This is a genomic window from Asticcacaulis sp. P2_B1, assembly GCF_056404915.1.
Genome location: NZ_JBFUDD010000001.1, coordinates 241,115 through 260,700 on the forward strand (window position 1 = coordinate 241,115; position 19,586 = coordinate 260,700).

Annotated in this window: 17 protein-coding genes; 11 read left to right on the forward strand and 6 right to left on the reverse strand. The window is 60.2% G+C overall.

Going from position 1 to position 19,586, the window contains the following annotated elements; translation table 11 throughout:
• Positions 1-109: 109 nt before the first annotated feature.
• A complete protein-coding gene (gene lipA / locus AC1DX3_RS01105; protein ID WP_476987387.1) occupies positions 110-1,066 on the forward strand; it encodes a lipoyl synthase in 957 nt (318 codons plus the stop codon).
• A gap of 4 nt (positions 1,067-1,070) precedes the next feature.
• Positions 1,071-1,520 (forward strand): type II toxin-antitoxin system RatA family toxin, encoded by a 450-nt coding sequence (locus AC1DX3_RS01110; RefSeq protein WP_476987388.1) that lies wholly within the window; start codon positions 1,071-1,073, stop codon positions 1,518-1,520.
• 13 nt (positions 1,521-1,533) lie between these two features.
• Here the strand turns inward: AC1DX3_RS01110 and AC1DX3_RS01115 are convergent, their stop codons facing one another.
• A complete protein-coding gene (locus tag AC1DX3_RS01115) occupies positions 1,534-2,031 on the reverse strand; it encodes a CinA family protein (RefSeq protein ID WP_476987389.1) in 498 nt (165 codons plus the stop codon).
• 66 nt (positions 2,032-2,097) lie between these two features.
• The gene (locus tag AC1DX3_RS01120) at positions 2,098-2,709 is read right to left on the reverse strand and encodes a superoxide dismutase (protein WP_476987390.1); all 612 of its coding nucleotides are present in this window, start codon (positions 2,707-2,709) and stop codon (positions 2,098-2,100) included.
• Between the two features lie 228 nt (positions 2,710-2,937).
• Between AC1DX3_RS01120 and AC1DX3_RS01125 the strand changes: the two genes are divergently transcribed.
• Positions 2,938-5,112 carry a prolyl oligopeptidase family serine peptidase gene (locus AC1DX3_RS01125; RefSeq protein ID WP_476987391.1) on the forward strand — a complete coding sequence of 725 codons (2,175 nt, stop codon included), beginning with the start codon at positions 2,938-2,940 and terminating at the stop codon, positions 5,110-5,112.
• A 263-nt stretch (positions 5,113-5,375) separates the two neighbouring features.
• On the opposite strand, the gene AC1DX3_RS01130 is transcribed toward AC1DX3_RS01125, so the two are convergent.
• A complete protein-coding gene (locus AC1DX3_RS01130; RefSeq protein ID WP_476987392.1) occupies positions 5,376-6,515 on the reverse strand; it encodes a bifunctional 2-C-methyl-D-erythritol 4-phosphate cytidylyltransferase/2-C-methyl-D-erythritol 2,4-cyclodiphosphate synthase in 1,140 nt (379 codons plus the stop codon).
• 58 nt (positions 6,516-6,573) lie between these two features.
• On the opposite strand from AC1DX3_RS01130, the gene dusB reads away from it, so the two are divergent.
• The 3 genes from dusB (at position 6,574) to ntrX (ending at position 11,361) form a co-directional block, all read left to right on the forward strand.
• The gene (dusB, locus tag AC1DX3_RS01135) at positions 6,574-7,563 is read left to right on the forward strand and encodes a tRNA dihydrouridine synthase DusB (RefSeq protein WP_476987393.1); all 990 of its coding nucleotides are present in this window, start codon (positions 6,574-6,576) and stop codon (positions 7,561-7,563) included.
• A 127-nt stretch (positions 7,564-7,690) separates the two neighbouring features.
• Positions 7,691-9,961: a sensor histidine kinase gene (locus AC1DX3_RS01140; protein ID WP_476987394.1), complete on the forward strand. Its 2,271-nt coding sequence runs from the start codon at positions 7,691-7,693 to the stop codon at positions 9,959-9,961.
• Positions 9,961-11,361 carry a nitrogen assimilation response regulator NtrX gene (gene ntrX, locus AC1DX3_RS01145; RefSeq protein WP_476987395.1) on the forward strand — a complete coding sequence of 467 codons (1,401 nt, stop codon included), beginning with the start codon at positions 9,961-9,963 and terminating at the stop codon, positions 11,359-11,361. Before AC1DX3_RS01140 ends, ntrX begins: the two co-directional genes overlap by 1 nt.
• Here the strand turns inward: ntrX and AC1DX3_RS01150 are convergent.
• Positions 11,358-12,443, reverse strand: a complete 1,086-nt coding sequence (locus AC1DX3_RS01150; protein ID WP_476987396.1) for a hypothetical protein — start codon at positions 12,441-12,443, stop codon at positions 11,358-11,360. The two genes, ntrX and AC1DX3_RS01150, sit on opposite strands and share 4 nt — an antisense overlap.
• Before the next feature lie 105 nt (positions 12,444-12,548).
• Between AC1DX3_RS01150 and AC1DX3_RS01155 the strand changes: the two genes are divergently transcribed.
• The 3 genes from AC1DX3_RS01155 to hflX all read left to right on the forward strand — a co-directional run bounded on the left by AC1DX3_RS01155 (position 12,549) and on the right by hflX (position 15,196).
• Complete coding sequence (locus tag AC1DX3_RS01155; RefSeq protein ID WP_476987397.1) at positions 12,549-13,412, forward strand: D-amino-acid transaminase; 864 nt, start codon at positions 12,549-12,551, stop codon at positions 13,410-13,412.
• A 176-nt stretch (positions 13,413-13,588) separates the two neighbouring features.
• Entirely contained in the window at positions 13,589-13,837 is a 249-nt protein-coding gene (gene hfq, locus AC1DX3_RS01160; RefSeq protein WP_018080169.1) for an RNA chaperone Hfq, read from the forward strand.
• Positions 13,838-13,858: 21 nt separating this feature from the next.
• On the forward strand, positions 13,859-15,196 hold the full coding sequence (gene hflX / locus AC1DX3_RS01165; protein WP_476987398.1) for a GTPase HflX: 1,338 nt from the start codon (positions 13,859-13,861) through the stop codon (positions 15,194-15,196).
• Here the strand turns inward: hflX and AC1DX3_RS01170 are convergent.
• Positions 15,193-16,845 carry a DUF6438 domain-containing protein gene (locus AC1DX3_RS01170; protein WP_476987399.1) on the reverse strand — a complete coding sequence of 551 codons (1,653 nt, stop codon included), beginning with the start codon at positions 16,843-16,845 and terminating at the stop codon, positions 15,193-15,195. The two genes, hflX and AC1DX3_RS01170, sit on opposite strands and share 4 nt — an antisense overlap.
• 137 nt (positions 16,846-16,982) lie before the next feature.
• Between AC1DX3_RS01170 and AC1DX3_RS01175 the strand changes: the two genes are divergently transcribed.
• The gene (locus AC1DX3_RS01175) at positions 16,983-17,417 is read left to right on the forward strand and encodes a MarR family winged helix-turn-helix transcriptional regulator (RefSeq protein WP_476987400.1); all 435 of its coding nucleotides are present in this window, start codon (positions 16,983-16,985) and stop codon (positions 17,415-17,417) included.
• On the forward strand, positions 17,414-18,943 hold the full coding sequence (locus AC1DX3_RS01180) for a DHA2 family efflux MFS transporter permease subunit (protein WP_476987401.1): 1,530 nt from the start codon (positions 17,414-17,416) through the stop codon (positions 18,941-18,943). Before AC1DX3_RS01175 ends, AC1DX3_RS01180 begins: the two co-directional genes overlap by 4 nt.
• On the opposite strand, the gene AC1DX3_RS01185 is transcribed toward AC1DX3_RS01180, so the two are convergent.
• Positions 18,944-19,522, reverse strand: coding sequence for a winged helix-turn-helix transcriptional regulator (locus tag AC1DX3_RS01185; RefSeq protein ID WP_476987402.1), 579 nt, complete (start codon positions 19,520-19,522; stop codon positions 18,944-18,946).
• Positions 19,523-19,586 lie beyond the last annotated feature (64 nt).

Below are 19,586 nucleotides of genomic sequence, written 5' to 3' on the forward strand. Positions count from 1 at the left end.
TTAAAAGATCATTTAGGCCTTATACGCCGGGTGGTTCCTGCCCGCGCGCTTGCGCCTGTCCGGGCCCAAAGGGGGCATGGGAGGCGATAGAGGTGGTAGCTTTCAGCCCATGGTCACTTTGATTAATCGTGTCGATTCCAGCCCGCGCGAGCTGCGCCATCCCGAAAAGCAGAACCGTCCCGATTCGCCGATCCTGAAAAAACCCGACTGGTTGCGCGTCAAGGCGCCCGGTTCGACCGGTTATAATGAGACCCGCCAGATCGTCCGCGACGCCAAGCTGGTGACCGTGTGCGAAGAGGCGGCCTGTCCCAATATCGGCGAATGCTGGTCGAAAAACCACGCCACCATCATGATCATGGGCGACACCTGCACCCGCGCCTGCGCCTTTTGTAACGTCAAGACCGGGTTGCCGCAGGCGCTGGATACGGACGAACCGCGCCGCGTCGGCGAAACGGTCGCCCTGATGAAGCTGGCCCACGTCGTCATCACCAGCGTCGACCGCGACGATTTGAAGGACGGCGGCGCCTGGCACTTCGCCGAGGTGGTGCGCCAGATTCGCGCCCAGTCGCCGAAAACGACGATCGAAATCCTGACGCCCGATTTCCTGCGCAAGGATGGCGCCGCCGAGATCGTCATCGATTCCAAGCCCGATGTCTTCAACCACAATCTGGAGACCGTGCCGCGCAACTATCTCAAGATCCGGCCGGGCGCGCGTTATTTCCACTCGCTGCGCCTGCTGGAGCGCGTCAAGGAACGCGATCCGCAGCAGTTCACCAAGTCGGGGATCATGGTCGGGCTTGGCGAAACGCGCGAAGAGGTCATGCAGGTCATGGACGATATGCGTTCGGCCAATATCGACTTCATCACCATCGGCCAATACTTGCAGCCAACGCGCAAGCATGCCGCCATCGACCGCTTCGTCACGCCGGAAGAGTTCAAGGCTTACGAATCGATCGCCCGCGCCAAGGGCTTCCTGATGGTATCGTCGTCGCCGCTGACGCGGTCGTCGCACCATGCCGGCGAAGATTTTGAGAAACTGCGTCAAGCGCGGGCTGCAAGGGCCTGATTGCATGACGAAATTTCATCTCGATCGCGTCCTTCCTTATGACGCGACCCAGTTGTGGACCCTGGTCGGCGACGTCGAAACATATCCGGACTTCATTCCGTGGATCACCCAGCTGCGCGCCTATAACATCCAGTCGCAGGACGGTCAGTCGCGTCTCGACGCCGATGTCGCGGTCGGCTTCAAAATGCTGTCGGAAAAGTTCTCGACGCGGGTGACCCGGACAGCCGGCGACCGCAGCGTCGACATGGCCTATATCAAGGGGCCGTTCAAGAAGATGATTGGGCGTTGGGTGTTTACGCCGGTCGCCGGTGGCACCGATGTGTCATTCGACATGGATGTCGAAATGAAGAACCCTATCTTGGACGCCTTGTTCCGGGCCAATTTCAATCTCGCTGTGTCGCGATTGATGGCCTGTTTCGAGAACCGCGCCGCGGCGACTTTGACCCGGCTTTAAGCGGTCCCCAACCTTAAACGGTTAGCGTGTCGATCGCCCATTGCAGGGCATGTTGCACGCTGGCTTCGCGGACCTTGTCGCGGCCGATGGCGCCGAATTGCTGGATCTGGGCGTAGGTCATCAGCTGGTGTTCGGGATTCTTGTAGCTTAGCCCGAAACAGACCATGCCGACCGGTTTTTCTGCGGAGCCTCCGGTAGGGCCGGCGATGCCGGTTATGCTGAGCGCAAGGTCGGCGCCGGCGGTTTTCAGGCCGCAATCGGCCATGCTGGCGGCGACCTCGATGCTGACGGCGCCGTGGCTGATCAGGAGATATTCCGCCACCCCGACCAGCTTGGTCTTGGCGGCATTGGAATAGGTGACGAAGCCGGTCTCGAACACTTCCGACGAGCCTGAAATCGAGGTGATGGCGCCGGCCAGCAAGCCGCCGGTGCAGCTTTCGATCGTGGTGACGGTCTTGTTTTGCGCCTTCAACAGGTCGACCAGGGTTTGGGCCAGCTTGTGCGTGTTCATTCGATTATCCAAGAAAAAGGCGACCCGCGAGGATCGCCTTTCGTTTCTTTATTGCAAGTCTAAATCTTATACGCCGGCGAACAAGGGCGCGGCGATATTGGCGTTGGCGAAGTCCCAGTTGACCAGGTTGGTCAGGAAGGTTTCGATGAACTTCGGACGCAGGTTTTGGTAGTCGAGATAATAGGCGTGTTCCCAGACGTCGAGGGTCAGGAGTGGCTTGTCGCCCTTGGTGAACGGTGTTTCGGCATTGCCGGTCTTGACGACCTTCAGCTTGTCGTCGGCGCCGAGAACCAGCCAGGCCCAGCCGGAACCGAATTGCGTGGCGCCGGCGGTCTTGAACTGCTCGACAAAGGCGTCGAACGAACCGAAATCGGCGGCGATCCGGTCGGCGATGGCGCCGGTGGCCGCGCCGCCGCCATTGGGCTTCATCGAGTTCCAGAAGAAGGTGTGGTTCCATACCTGGGCGGCATTGTTGAACACGCCCGGATTCTTGCCTTCGGAAGCCTTGACGATGTCGACCAGGGACAGGCCTTCGAATTCGGTGCCGGCGATCAGCTTATTGAGATTGTCGACATAGGCCTTGTGGTGCTTGGCATGGTGGAAGCTGAAGGTATTGGCCGACATGTACGGCTCAAGCGCGTCCGTGGCATAGGGCAGGGCGGGGAGTTCGAAGGTCATGGGAGCACCTGTATCTGGGGACTGTGGGGAGGGGTATGCTTACCCGCTGTCATATATTGAGGCTAATTCGCGTTTGCAAGGGCGCACGGCCGTGAGAATGCTTCGCAAGAATTACCATAAAAATTCAATGGGTTTCACCGAATTACGGATGAACCGGTATGGGACCTGTTGACCGCAGAGCGTTTGCCGTCCTAACCTCGTTCATCTGGCTGCTGAAGGGGTATCATCATGCACTCTGTCAAGCGTTCCGCGACCCTTATTGTCGTGTCCCTGGCCATGGCGACGGTCACACCGGCCGCCGCCAAACTGGCGCCGCCACCGCCCGTCGCGCAACGCGGCACCACGGTCGATCACCTGTACGGCAAGGATATTCCCGATCCTTACCGCTGGATGGAAGGTCAGGACAATGCCGCCTATAACGATTGGCTGAAGGCGCAGGGTGTTGCTGGGCGTGCCTGGCTGGATGCCTCGCCCAATCTCGAACATTGGCGCCAGGTCCTGAACGCCGCCAGTACCGGCAGCATCACCAACCGGACCCAGCATCGCGTCGCCGGCCGCATCTTCTTCCAGCGCCTGGAGCAGGGCAAGCAGGGTGTGTTGATGGAGCGCCTGAGCGACGGCACCGAAAAGGTGTTGTTCGACCCCAATGTGGCAGACGCGAGCGGCGGCCACGCTTCGATCACCAACTATACGGTCTCGCCGGACGGCAGGACGATCGCCATCAATATCGACCACGGCGGCAATGAAATCACCAGTATCGAGTTCTACGACACCGATACGGGCGCCAAACTGCCCGACCAGATCGACAATGTCTGGGGAGAGTTCACCGCCGATTGGACGGCCGACGGCAAGGCGGTGGCCTATACCCAGATGACGACCGGCCAGGCCGATGGCATGCTTAACATGCGCGCCAAGTACCATGTCATGGGCAGCGATTCCGCCGGCGACAGAACCCTGGTGGCCGGTGGCGATAATCCGGCCTTTGCCGTCGTGCCGCAGGAGTTTCCGGGGATTGCCGTTAGCCAGGATTCGGACTGGGCGTTGGGGTTCGCCTCCGGAGCGCGGGCGGAGTTTCGTTTATGCGTGCTGCCGAAGGCGAAACTTCTCGACGCGAATCCAGCGTGGAACTGCCTGGTCAATTATGATGACGGCATCCAAGGGGCCAATATCAAGGGTAATGCGCTCTATCTTGTGTCAAAGAAAACAACGCCTAACGGCGAATTGTTGAAGGTAGACCTGAGCCAGCCAGGTGCGTCCCTGGCGACGGCCAGCGTTGTGGTGGCGGAAAGCCCGGAAGGCGTTATCACCAGCACGAATGCCGCCCGCGACGGTCTTTACGTCAAGACCATGCATAACGGCATCGATCACTTCGAACGCATTAGCTATGACACAGGCGCGGTCAAACCGATTGCGCTGCCTTATGACGGAGCGTCCTATCTCGGCGACAGCGATCCCTTCGCCGACGGTTTCATGTTCACCCTGCAAGGTTGGACGCAGCCGCGGCAATTGTTGGCCTATGACCCGGCGTCGGATAGTTTGAGCGATCTCAACCTGGGCGCCAGTTCGCCGAAGGATTATGGCGCGGCGGTCGAATCCGTCACGGCAGAGGTCAAGAGCCTGGACGGCACCATGGTGCCGATCACCATTTTGAAGCCCAAGGGCTTCGTGGCCGACGGCAAGACGTTGAGCCTTCTCGACGCCTATGGATCCTATGGGACCTCGACCCAACCCTTCTTCGACCCCATGACCCTCGAATGGGTGATGGCCGGCCACCTCTACGTCTTTGTCGACGTGCGCGGTGGCGGCGAAAAGGGCGATGCCTGGCGGCTGGCCGGCAAGGGGCCCAACAAGCACAAGGGCGTCGAAGACCTGATCGCCGCGGCGGACTATATGGCGGCCCAGGGTTATAGCCGGCCCGCCCATATCGGCATCTATGGCGCGTCCGCCGGCGGTTTGGTCATGGGCGGGGCGGTGACGCATTATCCGAGCCATTTCGGCGCGGCCATCATTCATGCCGGCATTGTCAATCCGACGCGTTTGGCGGCCGCGCCCAACGGCGCCAACCAGTTCGCTGAGTTCGGCGATCCGAATACCGCGGAGGGCTTTCAGGCGCTCTACGATATGGATCCGTATCTGGCGGTCAAGGATGGCACGTCGTACCCGTCGGTCCTGCTGGATGTCGGTTTGAACGATAGCCGGGTGGCGCCGTGGATGTCGGGTAAACTGGGGGCGGCCCTGATGTACGCTGGCGACAAGAACGTGCATTATCGCGCGGATTCCGATTCCGGCCACTTCGGCACGTCTCTCAGCCAGGCAGCGGCGGAAAAGGCCGATCACTATACCTTCCTGGAAAAGGCGATGAGCGACGTCAAACCGGCCAAGACGGCTAAGGGGCGGTATTAAGCATCGCTCCGATGACCGAAGCCGGGTGACGGCTTTAAGCGGGATTCGGAGTAGCTGTGGCCCCATCCGCGGAAAACCGGCACTCCGAATGGGGAAACACTCGCTGAACACGGGTTATATATTGCCATTTCCAATGATCGGCAAAGCCTCCAGCGGGACCGGACACCATGGGTAATATGTGACTTCGACGATCGGCAGACAGTCTATTCGGAGTGCGGCTTTTCTGTGCAAAAGGCCAGCGCTACTCCGAATGGTCCAGGTACTTAGATCAGGATCGAGCAGACCGCCTGCGCGGCGAGGCCTTCTTCGCGGCCAGTGAAGCCCATGCCTTCGGTCGTGGTCGCCTTGACACTGACCCGGTCAAGGGTGATGCCGAGGATTTCGGCCAAGCGTGCGCGCATGGCTTCGCGATGCGGTTTGATCTTGGGCCGCTCGCAGATCAGGGTGACATCGACATTGACGATTTCACCACCGCGTTCGGTGATCAGGTCGAGGGCGTGGCGCAGGAAGCGGTCGCTGGAAGCGCCCTTCCATTGCGGATCGGTCGGGGGGAAATGATCGCCGATGTCGCCGAGGCCTGCCGCACCGAGCAGGGCGTCGGTCAGGGCGTGCAGGCCGGCGTCGGCGTCGCTGTGGCCGACCAGGGTCTTGCTATGGGCGATCTCGACGCCGCACAGCCAGACGCTGTCGCCGTCGCCCCAGCGGTGGGCGTCGAAGCCGGAACCGATCCGCGTCTGTTTCATAGGTTTGTCTCCGGCCAGCAAGGCTTCGAGCAGGGCGAAATCCGCCGGATAGGTCAGTTTATGCAGGCTCATATCGCCTTCGACCAGGGCGACGTCGATACCGATATGGCTTGCGACCATGGCGTCATCGGTCGCCGGTTCGCCGGCAGGCCACGCGGTATAGGCGCGCCGGATATCAGCCAACCGAAAGGCCTGCGGAGTCTGTGCCCGCCACAGATGATCGCGCGGCGGAGCGTCTTCGATCACGCCACCGCGGCCCTTCTTGATCGAATCGGTGAGCGGCATGGCCAGGATGGCCGCAGGCTGCGCCTCAAGAGCTGCCAGTAAGCTTTTGATATGGTGTACTTTTAACAGCGGGCGTGCAGCGTCGTGGATCATGACGATATCGCTGTCGTCGCCGGTTACGGCACGCAGGCCGTTTTGTACAGATGATGAGCGGTCGCTGCCGCCGGAGACGACCAGAATGCGTTCACCGTAAGCCTCCTGCGCCTGCACGACATCTTCCACCGGCACAACGACGACGACTTGGGCCGCGCCGGTGGCCACAAAGGCGTCAACAGACCAGTCGAGCACGGGCTTGCCGCCCAGCGGCATCCATTGTTTCTTGCCGCCGGAACGGCTGCCGGAACCGCCGGCCACGATGATTGCGTGAAATGTCATGGTCTTGCTTTAGCGCGAAAGCCATTGTGCGCAAGGGACAATTTGCCTAAAAGGCGCCATGACCAAGGCGGGCCTTAAAATCGGCGACATCGACATAGCGGGCAGGGTGCTGATTGCACCCATGACCGGCGTGTCCGATTTGCCGTTCCGCCATATGGCGGCCAAGCTGGGGGCGCCCTATGCCGCCACCGAAATGGTCGCCTGCGAAGACCTGTTCAAACAACGGCCGGATGTCGTGCGCAAGGCCGAACTGGGCGCCCATGACGGCTTGAAGATCGTGCAACTGGTCGGCCGCGATCCGGCCCATATCGCGCGCGGCGCCCGTCTGGCGGAAGAGTCCGGCGCCCATATCGTCGATCTCAACTTCGGCTGCCCGGCCAAGGAGGTCACCGGCGTGCTGTGCGGCTCGGCCCTGATGCGCGACCTGGATCAGGCCGAACGCATCATGACTGCGGCCTTGGGCGCTACGTCGCGGCCGGTGACGGTCAAGATGCGCCTGGGGTGGGACGACAATCACAATGCCGCCGAATTGGCGCAGCGCGCCGAGCGGCTGGGAATCGCCGCCCTGACTGTGCACGGCCGCACACGCCAGCAATTTTACAAGGGCGAGGCCGATTGGCGCGCCGTCGCCCACGTCAAGTCGGCTGTCGCCATCCCCGTCATCGTCAATGGCGACATCGTCGACCTAGAGACCGCCCAAGCGGCGCTAAGCCAGTCGGGCGCCGACGGCGTGATGATCGGCCGGGGCATCTATGGTCGGCCGTGGTTCGCCGCCGATCTCGATGCCGCGCTCAACGACAATAAACCGATGCGCGTCATGAGCTTGACCAAGCGGGCAGACATACTGCTCGAACACATGCAGGCCAGCCTCGACTTCTATGGCGAGGTCCTGGGCTTACGCATGTTCAAGAAGCATTTGGGCGCCTATGTCGAGGCCTCAACCCACGATCCCGATCCATTGGTCCGCCGTCAGGACAAGGCGCGCCTGTGCGGCATGGACGACGCTGTGGCCATTGAAAATGCCGTGCGCGAGCTGATGCGCGCCTAACTCTGTAAGCCGTTAAGCAAGTTTCGTGAAATTTGACACAGTGCCTAACATTTCTGTTGATATTGAGACACAGTAGTGCGCAAATGTCACTCATATAAAATGAGTGGTGTGGGTCTTGAAAGACACATTGGCTAAGCGTCGTTGGCAGCATTTCGTTTCGCGCAGCATGAGAAACCTGCGTACGACGGGGCCTAGCCGGCTGCTGCTTGGCGTCGGTTATGGCGCTTCGGTCCTGACGACCGCCTTTGTGGTAAGCCAGGTCGGCCAGGCCAGCGACTATCTGTTGATCCTTGTCTGCCTCAATCTCATCCTGTTGGCGGCCCTGATTGCCGTCGTCGTGGCGCGCGTCGTCAAGATCGCCCGGACGCGCAGTGCCGATGCCGGGGCGCGCCTTCACCTGCGTTTCGTTTTCCTGTTTTCGTTGGCGGCCGTCGTGCCGGCCATCATCGTCGCCCTGGCGGTCGGCCTTACCAGCCGCAGCCTTGATCAGTGGTTTTCCCACCGGGTCCAGAACATGGTGGAAAACGGCGCACAGGTCGGGCTCGCCTATGTCAATGATCAGTTGCGCAGCTCACGCGACGCCATGAGCTATATCCAGTCGGTCATCGACACGCCGACGGGATACGACCTGTTCAACGACCGCCTGGCTTTCAGCATGGCGTTGAAGAACAAGTTCGACGAGCGCGGCGATCTTAGCGCCGTCTACATCATCGACAAGACCGGCCAGGTGCTGGCGCGTGCCGAAGGGCCGGATGCGCCGACCTATGAGGCGCCGCCGCAGGACAAGATCGACGACGTGCTGACCAATGGCGCCGCCGGATTCAACGGTGTTTACGGCACACGGCTGCTCTATCCGCTGCAAAACTACAACGGCGCTATTCTTTACGGCATCAAATCCTATCCGCCGGGCCTCGGCGTCAAGCTGAATGCCGCCAGCGACGCGACCGTCGAATATCGCGATACCGGCGAGCGCCAGGCGCGGGCCCAGGGCCTGTTCTTCATGGCCTATCTGGAAACCGTTCTGCTGGTCCTGATCGGCGCCATTTGGGTCGGCACGTCATTTGCCGAAAGCATCGCCCTGCCGATTGCGCGCCTGGTCCAGGCGGCCGGCAAGGTGGCCGGCGGCGATCTCAATGCCCGCGTCGTCACCGCCCGGCAATCGGAAGATATCGCCGTCCTGTCGCGCGCCTTCAACCACATGACCTCGGACCTGCAGAGCCAGCAGGCGGCTTTGAAATCGGCCGGCGAAGAGGCGGAAAGCCGGCGACGCTTTATCGAAACCGTGCTGTCGGAAATCAGCGCCGGCATTGTCGGGCTCGATGTCCTCGGGCACGTCTCGGCCATCAATCGCCATGCCGCCAACTTCCTGGCCATCAAGTCGGAAGATGCCCTGGGCGAAAGCCTGCGCACCCTGGCGCCGGAAATCAGCGAACTACTCGACAAGGTCTCCGTCCAGCGCGTCGAAGAGGTCGAGGTCGACCTGGTCCGCCGCGGCGAAACCCGGCGCGTGCGGGTGCGTGCCTCGGGGTTGGAAACCGGCGGCGCCGTTTTGACCTTCGACGACATTACGCGTTTGATCGCCGCCCAGCGTAACGCGGCCTGGAAAGACGTCGCCCGGCGCATCGCTCATGAGATCAAGAACCCGCTGACGCCGATCCAGCTTTCGGCAGAGCGTTTGCGCAAGAAGTATCGTGGTCAGATCACCGCCGATGTCGAGGTCTTCGATCGCCTGACCGACACTATCGTCCGTCAGGTCGGCGATATCGGCCGCATGGTCGACGAGTTTTCCTCATTTGCCCGCATGCCGGCGCCCAATTTCGCCGAGGAAGAGGCCGCCGAACTGGTGCGGTCCTGTGTCTTCGCCCAACGCGTGGCGCGGCCGGATATTTCGATCGAGATCGTCGAACCGCTGCCCGAGGTTAAGGTCGTTTGCGACGGCCGCATGCTGGGTCAAGCCCTGGGCAATGTGCTGAAAAACGGCGGCGAGGCTATTTCGTCGCGGCTAATGCGCGACCGGGGGACCGACGAACCGGCGCCGAATGACGGTATTCAGGGCCATCTGCGCGTCGAGATGAAGCTCGACGGCAATGAGTTGGTTATCGAGGTCGAGGACGACGGCATCGGCCTGCCGGAAAAAGATCGCGATCGCCTGACCGAACCCTATGTCACCACGCGTGAAAAGGGCACGGGGCTGGGCCTCGCCATAGTGAAGCGTATTCTCGAAGATCACGGCGGTGAGTTCTATCTCAACGACGCGGTTCATTTAAGCGGCGCGCGGGCTGTCCTGCGTTTGCCGCGATTGCAGACGGGACAAAACCCGCTTGCCGCAAACGAGGGCCAGCAGGCTCAAAAATCGGTGTCCACGAAGGTGGTGGACCCTAAGATGGTGGAAATGTGATGAAAGTATCGTCTGGTGTGGACATCCTGGTCGTAGACGACGAGGCCGATATTCGCGAACTGATCGCGGGCATTTTGGAAGACGAGGGCTATGCCGTGCGCACCGCCGCCGATTCCAACGCGGCGTTGCGGGCCATCAAGGCGCGCAAGCCGTCGCTGTGCGTGCTCGACATCTGGATGCAGGGCGGTGGGCTCGACGGCATCGAGCTGCTCAGCGTCATCCATGAGTTGGATCCCGATATTCCCGCCATCATGATTTCCGGTCACGGCACGATTGAAACGGCCGTCACGGCGATCAAGAAGGGCGCTTTCGATTTTATCGAAAAACCGTTTAAAACCGAGCGCTTGATCATGGTTGTTCAGCGTGCGCTTGAACTGACGTCGCTGCGGCGTGAGAACAAGCGCCTGCGCAGCCAGGCGGTCGTTCCCGATGGCCTGATCGGCAATTCGGCGGCGGCGCAATTGCTGCGGTCGACCATCGCCAAGGTGGCGCCGGCCAATTCGCGCATTATGATCTCCGGTCCGGCCGGCTCGGGCAAGGAACTGGTCGCACGTATGATCCATGAGGTCAGCCCGCGCGCCAAGTGCGAATTCGTGCCGATTTCAGCCGCCGGCATGACGCCGGAGCGGCTCGATGTCGAACTGTTCGGCGAGGAAGGCGAAAGCGGCCGCCCGCGCAAGATCGGTGTGTTCGAACGCGCCCACGGCGGCACCCTGTTCCTCGACGAAGTGGCCGACATGCCGCCGGAATCGCAGAGCCGCATCCTGCGGGTGCTGGTCGAGCAGCGCTTTGTCCGCGTCGGCGGCGCCAATGATGTTCAGGTCGACGTCCGGGTGATCTCCTCGACGTCGAAGGACCTGCAGGCCGAAATCGCTGCCGGGCGCTTCCGCGAGGACCTGTTCCATCGCTTGAACGTGGTGCCGGTGCGGGTGCCGGGCCTGAGCGAGCGCCGCGGCGATATCGCCGAACTGGTGCAGTACTTTATCGACCGTATCGCAGCGGCGCAGGGCCTGCCCAAGCGGACGCTGAGCGAGGACGCCATGGCGACCTTGCAGGTGCATGAATGGCCGGGCAATGTCCGTCAGCTGCGCAACAATATCGAGCGCCTGCTGATCCTGGCTTCGGGGCACCCGAGCGAGCCGATCACCGCCCAGATGCTGCCGTCGGAAGTGGTTGAATCGGCGGTCGCCGGCGCCATTCGGCCGGAGCGCATCATCGCCCTGCCGCTACGGGATGCGCGGGAAGTGTTCGAGCGTGAATATCTGTCGTCGCAGATCGTGCGTTTTGGCGGCAATATCTCGCGCACGGCCAACTTTATCGGCATGGAACGCTCGGCCTTGCATCGCAAGTTGAAGTCGTTGGGCCTGGCGCATATCCGTGCCGAGGATGACGATATTTAGAACACCGAAACGCGGTCCGTGTAGTTGGTGAAAGGTGAAAAGGAAGATTCCATTTCGCCTCTGGCCATTTTTCCTGCAGTGATGTTGGCTGCCGTCTCAGCTTCTTTCAAGCGGTTGAGAGGAAAGCTTGCAGTCAGCAACAGTGTGCCATCGCGCGCCAGGATATCGACAAAAGCGGTTTCTTCCCGGCCGAACTTGGTTAGGAGATCATTGCTCGGCAAGGGCGGTCGGCCAATCGTGTCGTTGGAATATTTTGCCGTGATGTCCGTGCAGTTGGCGTTTGCGAGCTGAGTGTGCACCGACATGGGTACGTAAGGCGATTTTGCCGAAGTGGCACTTCTGATATATTTGGCATCCTTGGCGCAAATGGGAAATTGTTGGTGAAATTGCGTGCCCCGGACAACAATTTGGCCTCCCTCCAAGTAGGTAGTGGCCAAGCTGGCATCGTCTTGTCCATTGGCGGCCAACACCTTGCTGCGCACCAGCGCGAACGCAAACGTTTTAAATTCCGCACGCGACGACAACTTGCCATCTTCGATCACATCGAAACTCAGCTGAGGCATATTATCCAGGACGCTTGGTTTGGCTGAAACGGGGCGGCCAAAGTCTATAGGGCGGATGTCAGCTATAAATTTCAACTCGTTACTGCTTAATTCATGTGCCGCCGCACCAGTTGTTACAGAATTGGCCGTTATTACAAGCGCATGTCCCACAGAATGGGCATTATGATGATTGTCGACTTCAATATTTCCGTAGCTGGCCCTCGTGATTTCATTCGCCTGCCTGTGGACATCAGACCAGGCAAGGTAATTTGTCCCTTCGATCCATGCGATGAGCGTGAAAGCCAGAGTAAAAATACTCACGGATATCCTCACAGCGGGTTTGGGAAAGAGGCGAGCCGCTACAAATGGGTTGATGACGACAGCGAAAATCAGCATGGCTGCGGCAGCTATGCCGGAAACGATCAACCACAGCGAGGCGGAATTCTCCCGCGACCCGAACATCAACACGGCGGTCCACAACGCTATGACCAGCGCTGCGAGGCTCAGCAGCGACAAAACGATCTTGAAAATAATCTTCACGACACCCCCTTCGCGCGTTACACTACCGCAACGTGAGACCCTGCGGAAGGGGCTTGCCAAATTGGTTGTGACAATGGCATGGACGGCTTTTCGCCGGAGTTCTCCATGCCCCGCATAGCCTATGTCAACGGCGCCTATACCCGCGCCAGCGAAGCCGCCGTTTCGATCGAGGATCGCGGTTATCAGTTCGCCGATGCGGTCTATGAGGTGTGGTCGGTCTTTGACGGACGCCTGGCCGATATGGACGGGCATCTCGATCGTTTGGAGCGGTCATTGCGCGAATTGCAGATCGTCCTGCCCATGCCGCGCTCATCGCTCCTGGTCGTGCTGAACGAGGTCGTCCGGCGCAACGCCATCCGCGAGGGCATGGTGTATTTGCAAATCAGCCGTGGCGTGGCGCCGCGCGACCATGTCTTCCCCGACGACACGCGAGCCGCCATGGTGATCACAGCTAAGCCGGTCGATCGAGTGGCTGCGGCCAAGAAGGCACTATCCGGCATCAAGGCCATGAGCACGCCCGATATCCGCTGGGGGCGCTGCGATATCAAGACGGTCGGCCTGCTGCCCAATGTCCTGGCCAAGCAAAAGGCCAAGGAGCAGGGCGCCGGCGAAGTCATTTTCGTCGACCGCGACGGCCTGGTCAGCGAAGGCGGCTCGACCAATGTCTATATGGTCGACGACGGCGGCGTCATCCTGACGCGCAGCCTGAAGGCCAATATCCTGGCCGGCGTGACGCGGCTCAACCTGTTGTCCGTCATCGCCGACAGCGGTATGGAAATACGTGAGGCGAGCTTCACCCTGAACCAGGCCAAGGCGGCCCAGGAGGTCTTTATTACCGCGGCGACCAGCCTGGTCATGCCGATTATCGCTATCGACGATCACAAAATCGGTGACGGTAAACCGGGCCCAATCGCAACGGCGCTAAGGGAATCCTATATTGCCCGGGCGCGCGCCACGGCGGGTCTGTAAAAAGATTTTACTGAACCGTGGTTGAAAAGACGCAGAATCTTTGCCTAAATGGGGTGGTAAGCCCTGCGGCCGCACATCATCTCCCATGATGGCGTCTCAAAAACCGCCGGTGACTACACCTCTGTCTGTGTGAGGGATATTGTGTCCCTCAAAAAAATGAAACGAGAAGGGCCGCAATGTCCCACGATAAGAAACAAAACCTGCAAGACACGTTCCTCAACAGTGTCCGCAAAACCAAAACCCCCCTGACAATCTTTCTGATCAACGGCGTCAAGCTGCAGGGCATTGTCAGCTGGTTCGATAATTTCTGCGTCCTGCTGCGCCGCGACGGCCAATCGCAACTGGTGTACAAGCACGCGATTTCGACCATCATGCCGGCCGCGCCGGTGCAATTGTACGAACAGGAAGAAGATCTTGATGATTAAGCCCGACCAGGGGCTGACGTCTTGAGTGATCGCTTCATAGACAACGCGCCCGACGTCGTGCGCGCTGTCGTCGTTGATCCGGATATCGATCTGCGCGCCGCCGGCAAGTCAGCCGGCGAGGGTGCAGCCCTGCGGCTGCACGACGAGTCACGCCTGGAAGAGGCTATCGGCCTCGCCCTGGCGCTGGATCTGGAGATCGCCGGCAGTTTGACCATTCGTGTGCGCAAGTTCAATCCAGCGACCCTGTTCGGTCAGGGAAAGGTGGATGAAATCAAGGCACTATGTGAGGATGTTGAGGCGACGCTTTGTGTCGTCAACGGCGCCCTGACGCCCATCCAGCAGCGCAATCTCGAAAAGGCGCTGGAGGTCAAGGTCGTCGACCGGACCGGCTTGATCCTGGAGATATTCGGCCGCCGCGCTCGCACGCGCGAAGGCAAGCTGCAGGTCGAACTGGCGCGGCTGGAATACGAAAAATCGCGCCTCGTCAGGACGTGGACCCACCTGGAGCGCCAGCGCGCTACCGGTACGACCGGCGGCCCGGGTGAAACCCAGATCGAACTTGATCGCCGCATGATCGCCGACAAGATCAAACAACTGAAGACCGAGCTCGATGAGGTCCGGCGGACGCGCAATTTGCATCGCACCCAGCGCAAGAAGGTGCCGTACCCGATCGTCGCTCTGGTCGGATATACCAATGCCGGCAAGTCGACCCTGTTCAATCACCTGACCCATGCCGAGGTCGTGGCGAAGGACTTGTTGTTCGCGACGCTCGATACGACGCTGCGCAGTCTGAAACTGCCTAATGGCCGATCTGCCATCCTGAGCGATACGGTCGGCTTCATTTCCGACCTGCCGCACGAACTGGTCGCCGCTTTCCGCGCGACCCTGGAAGAGGTCGAGCAGGCCGATCTGATCCTGCATGTCCGCGATGTTTCGAACCCCGAGACGGAGGCGCAGAAGCAGGATGTCGAACAGGTCATGAGCCAGATCCTGCCCGATCTCGACCGCGCCCGCATGTTCGAGGTTTGGAACAAGATCGACCTGTTGGACGATGATTCCAAAGAGGTTTTGTATACCCGAGCGGTTACCGACCGGGCACGCAACAAGCCCTATCTGGTGTCGGCGATCACGGGCGAAGGGATCGATGCCCTGCTCAGCCGGATCGCGCAATTGGTCGATGCCGCCGGTGAGGAAATGGACATCGTGCTGGATCCGCATCAGGGCGATGTGGTGGCGTTTCTCTATCAGAACGGCCGTGTCCTGGGCCGTCATGATGATGAGGAGGGCCGCACTCACCTGCGTGTCAAGCTGAGCGATCAGGCTTATGGCCGCTATGAGCGGATGATTGCTGGAGCCTAATTGGTTTTCGGCGGCATATTGGCGGCCAGTTGTGCCGCAAAGCCATGGGCAGTCAGCCAATCGACGACCTTTGTCCAGCCGTAATTCTGGGCGTAGAAGAAGAAGTTGGGCGTATTTTCCGGTTCCACCGTTGGATCAGCGCCGGCTTTCAACAAGTCGAGCGCCACGTCTTCGTCGAAGGTGGCGTTGAGTGGCCCTTCGTTGTCGTGGTTGACGGTGTGAATATCAGCGCCATGCACCAGCAGCCATTGTACGAATTCCCGGTTGCCGCTGTTGGCGGCGATGTGAAGCAGGCCATTACCGGCGGTGTTTCTGGCGTTGATATCGCAGCCCTTATCGATCAGGAATTTGGCGATATCGAAGTCCTGCCAAGTGTCGTTTTCCGCCCCGCCGCGATCGAGCAGTAGGCTCACAGGCAGGCGCAGGGCCCCCTCTTCACTGCCTTCACGCCACGACTTTTGCATGAACGTCAAGGATGGATGATAAGCCCACAGCCGTTCGACAAGATTCAGCCGTCCGCTCAGGATGGCGCTCTGGAACGCGCTGTCGATCTGCTGCTGGTCATCGGTGAGGGCGCCGTCGGCGATCAAGCGCTGCACAACGCCTTCGCGGCCCATCGTTAGAGCCGTATCGAGGGCGGAAACGAGAGTCAGGGGATCGCCATAGTCCATAACGGGGTCTGCCGCGTGGCCGCCCATAATGGGCGTTCCGTGGTCTAGGAGCGACAAGATGACATCGTCGCCGACGTTCTCGTCGGCCAGCGAGCGGGTCAGGATGTCAGCGCCAGCGGGCGAATTGAAGGCAAAATGCTCGTCTTCCAACTGGCGCAATCCACCCCCGGACAGGGTGATCATGCCGTCGGCGCCCGAGACGCGATCCACCTCATTTTCCGCGTCGGTGACGGTTTCGGGCATGCCGATACGGTTACCGCCATAGTCGACGATGAACCGGCTTTGTCCGCCGATGTTCAGGCGCAATTTATAGGTTGGCAGATCTGTGGCGGCCCAACGATAATTATCGTGCATCTGCCCGATACCGGCCGACCGAAAGCGCTCGATCAGGCTTGCGACCGCGCCGGGCGAGATGGTCCAATGATGCTGCCCCTGTACATCGGTATATTGCCCACCCTTATAGTCGACCCTGCCGTCACCATGGATGATGACGGTATAGTTGGGACAGCTGCCGAAACATCCGATCCGTTGCAGGCTTATCTGACTTGAAAACAAAGGGGCTTGGGGCATGGTCCCGGTCCGCAACGTGGCTGGGAAAGGGACGGATTCGCCGATTTGCGCGGCTGCCGGCTTGCCATCGATGAGGAAAGGCTTGTAACGCCATGCCACGGCTTGCCGGCGCAGGTCGAGCGTCTTTTGTTGGCTGTCCGCGTCGTCATAAGCGCCAGACGGCCACGCCCCCCAGGCGCAAACCGGACGGCCTTGGGCATCGACATTAAAGTTGAACGTCAGGACGAATTGCCCGGGTGTGGGATGTTCCAAGTCGTAGGGCGGCAAGGTGAACAGGCGGTGCGCTTCGATATCATCTGGTGCATCCGCTTGGTCCTTGGCTTGGTCGCAGGTGCGGAGCACAGTGGCAGCGTGAAGAGGGGCTGCGACCAAACAGGAACCCAGGACAATAATGGTAGCGGCACGCATAGTTTCCCCCGACTGTATAATAAGGCTATCACCAAGCGGCCCAACCGCCAAGTGCATGATATTATGTTGGATCGCGCCTTGCCAAACGCCCGAGGCGCGCCTAAATAGTTAGACATCTAATTATTAGGTCCCGTATCATGCCTACCGAAAAAGAACGCTTTTCCTTCGCCCTGCACAACGCTGCCCGTATGTGGCGCGTGGCGTTGGACCGGCGCATGAAGGATCTCGACATCTCGCAATCGGGTTGGCTCAGCATCGCCTATATCGCCAAGTCCGCTGTGCCATTATCGCAAAGCGAGTTGGCGGCACTGGTCCAGGTCGAGGCGGCCACCATGGTATCGACCATCGACCGCCTGGAGAAGGCCGGCCTAGTTGAACGCGTCGCCTCGGAAAGCGACCGCCGGGTCAAGCATCTGGCCATTACCGAAGAAGGGCAGGCCATCTATCGCAAGGTACGCGCCAAGGCTGACGCCATGCGCGCTGAATTGTTAGGCCAGATCGAACCGGAAAAATTGGCGGCCGCCACTGAGGTTCTGGAACAACTACAAAGTCTTATTGAGACCTCCTCATGAGTGACACGAGTACATCGTCACCGCCCCTGAATCGCACCATGATCACGATTTCGATCATGCTGGCGACGGTGATCCAGGCGATCGACGGCACCATCGCCAATGTCGCCCTGCCGCACATGCAGGGCAGCCTGAACGCGTCGCAAGACCAGATCACCTGGGTACTGACCTCCTTCATCGTTGCCGCCGCCATTGCGACGCCGCTGACCGGTTGGCTGAGCGACCGATTCGGCCTGAAGACCGTGTTCCTGGTCTCGATCGCCGGTTTTACGGTCGCCTCGGTGCTGTGTGGTGTCGCCGGAAACCTGTCGGAAATCGTTGCCGCCCGGCTGTTGCAGGGTGTGTTCGGCGCCGCCCTGGTGCCGTTGTCGCAATCGACGCTGCTGGATATCAACCCACGCGAAAAGCACGGCCAGGCCATGGCCGTGTGGGGCATGGGGGTGATGGTCGGTCCGATTTTGGGGCCGACGTTGGGTGGTTGGCTGACCGACGCCTATGACTGGCGCTGGTGTTTCTTTATCAATGTGCCGATTGGCGCTGCCGCCTTTTTTGGTATCTGGCGCTACATCCCACGCCTGGCTGCCAAGCGCAGCATTCGTTTCGACGTGCTTGGCTTTACGGCCCTGAGCGTCTGTATCGGTTCGTTGCAAATGCTGCTGGACCGCGGGCAGTCGAACGATTGGTTTTCGTCCGGCGAGACCTGGATCGAGGCCATTCTGGTCTTTATCAGCCTGGGTATTTTCGTTATCCACACGGCGACCCGGCCGGCCGGCACCACCTTTTTCGATTATCGCCTGCTGTATAACCGCAATTTCAATACCGGGCTGTTGTTCATCTTCGTCGTCGGTATGGTGTTGTTCGCCACGCGCGCCCTGATGCCATCGATGCTGCAAGGGCTGATGCAATATAGCGCCGTTACCGCCGGCATCGTCACAGCACCGTCGGGCCTCGGCACCATGGCAGCCATGGTCGTGGTCGGCCGCTTGGCCAGTAAGATCGATTTGCGCCTGCTTCTGGCCGCCGGCTTCGGCCTGACAGCGATTTCGCTGGCCTGGATGTGCCAATATACCATCGTCCTGTCGCAGCACGACATCATCTGGCCGGGCGTCATTCAGGGTGTTGGCATGGGGCTGGTCTTCGTGCCGCTTAGCGCCGCGACCTTCGCCACCTTGCCCGGCACTCTGCGCCCGGAAGGTACAGCCATTTTCAGCCTGGTGCGCAATATCGGCAGCAGTATCGGCATCGCCATGGTGCAGGCCCTGCAGGTCGCCAATACGCAAAAGGCCCACGCCGGAATCGTCGAAAATATCAATCCGAACAATCCGGGTTACGGCGATACGGCTGCGGGTTTGATGGCGCTCAACAGTGAAATCACGCGCCAGGCCAGCATGATCGCCTATGTCGACAATTTCTGGCTGATGATGATCCTGTGCCTGCTGTCCATGCCGCTGTTGCTGCTGATCCGGACACCGAAAAAGCCGGCAGCGGCGGCAGCCGACGAGCACGTCGAATTGGCGGCGATGGAATAATCAGAACAGGCTGAGCGTTTCTTCTTGAGGCTCGACGGCGGCAGCTTTTCGTGCCGGCCGGCGGACCTTGGGGGCCGAGTTCTTGGTCAGGCGCGCGGCGAATGTGACCTTATTGCGCTGCATATCGCCAAGGACCTCCTTGGGCAGGTCGACGCGTTTTTCATGTTTTGCGCTATAAAGCGCCAGTTCGACGACCAAAGGCGCCAGGTCGGCGCCCTTTTCGGTCAGGGCATAGATGAATTTGCGCGCATCGGCGGGGTCCGGCGATTTGCTGATCAGGCCGTTCTGTTCGAGCTTGAGCAAGCGGTCGGCCAGGATATTGGTTGCGATCTTCTCTTCCGAGCGCAAAAATGCCTGATAGCCGCAGTGACCACGCAGCATCATGTCGCGAATGATCAGGAGCGACCAGTTATCGCCGACAAGTTCCAGGGTCAGATTGATCGGGCACAGCGAACGATGGCTCTTGGCCGGCGCCGGCACGGCCGTGGGCTTGGCCTTTGTCGGGGCCGTCGCCTTGACGATGCGGCTGCGCGAAACCGGGGCAGGTGAGGGAGCCTTCTTATTGGCGGACGTTTTCATACGCTGAACCGGAACCTTCTGTGGCGGTTTGCAAGCCATACAGCGTTAATCTTTCGATTCGCAA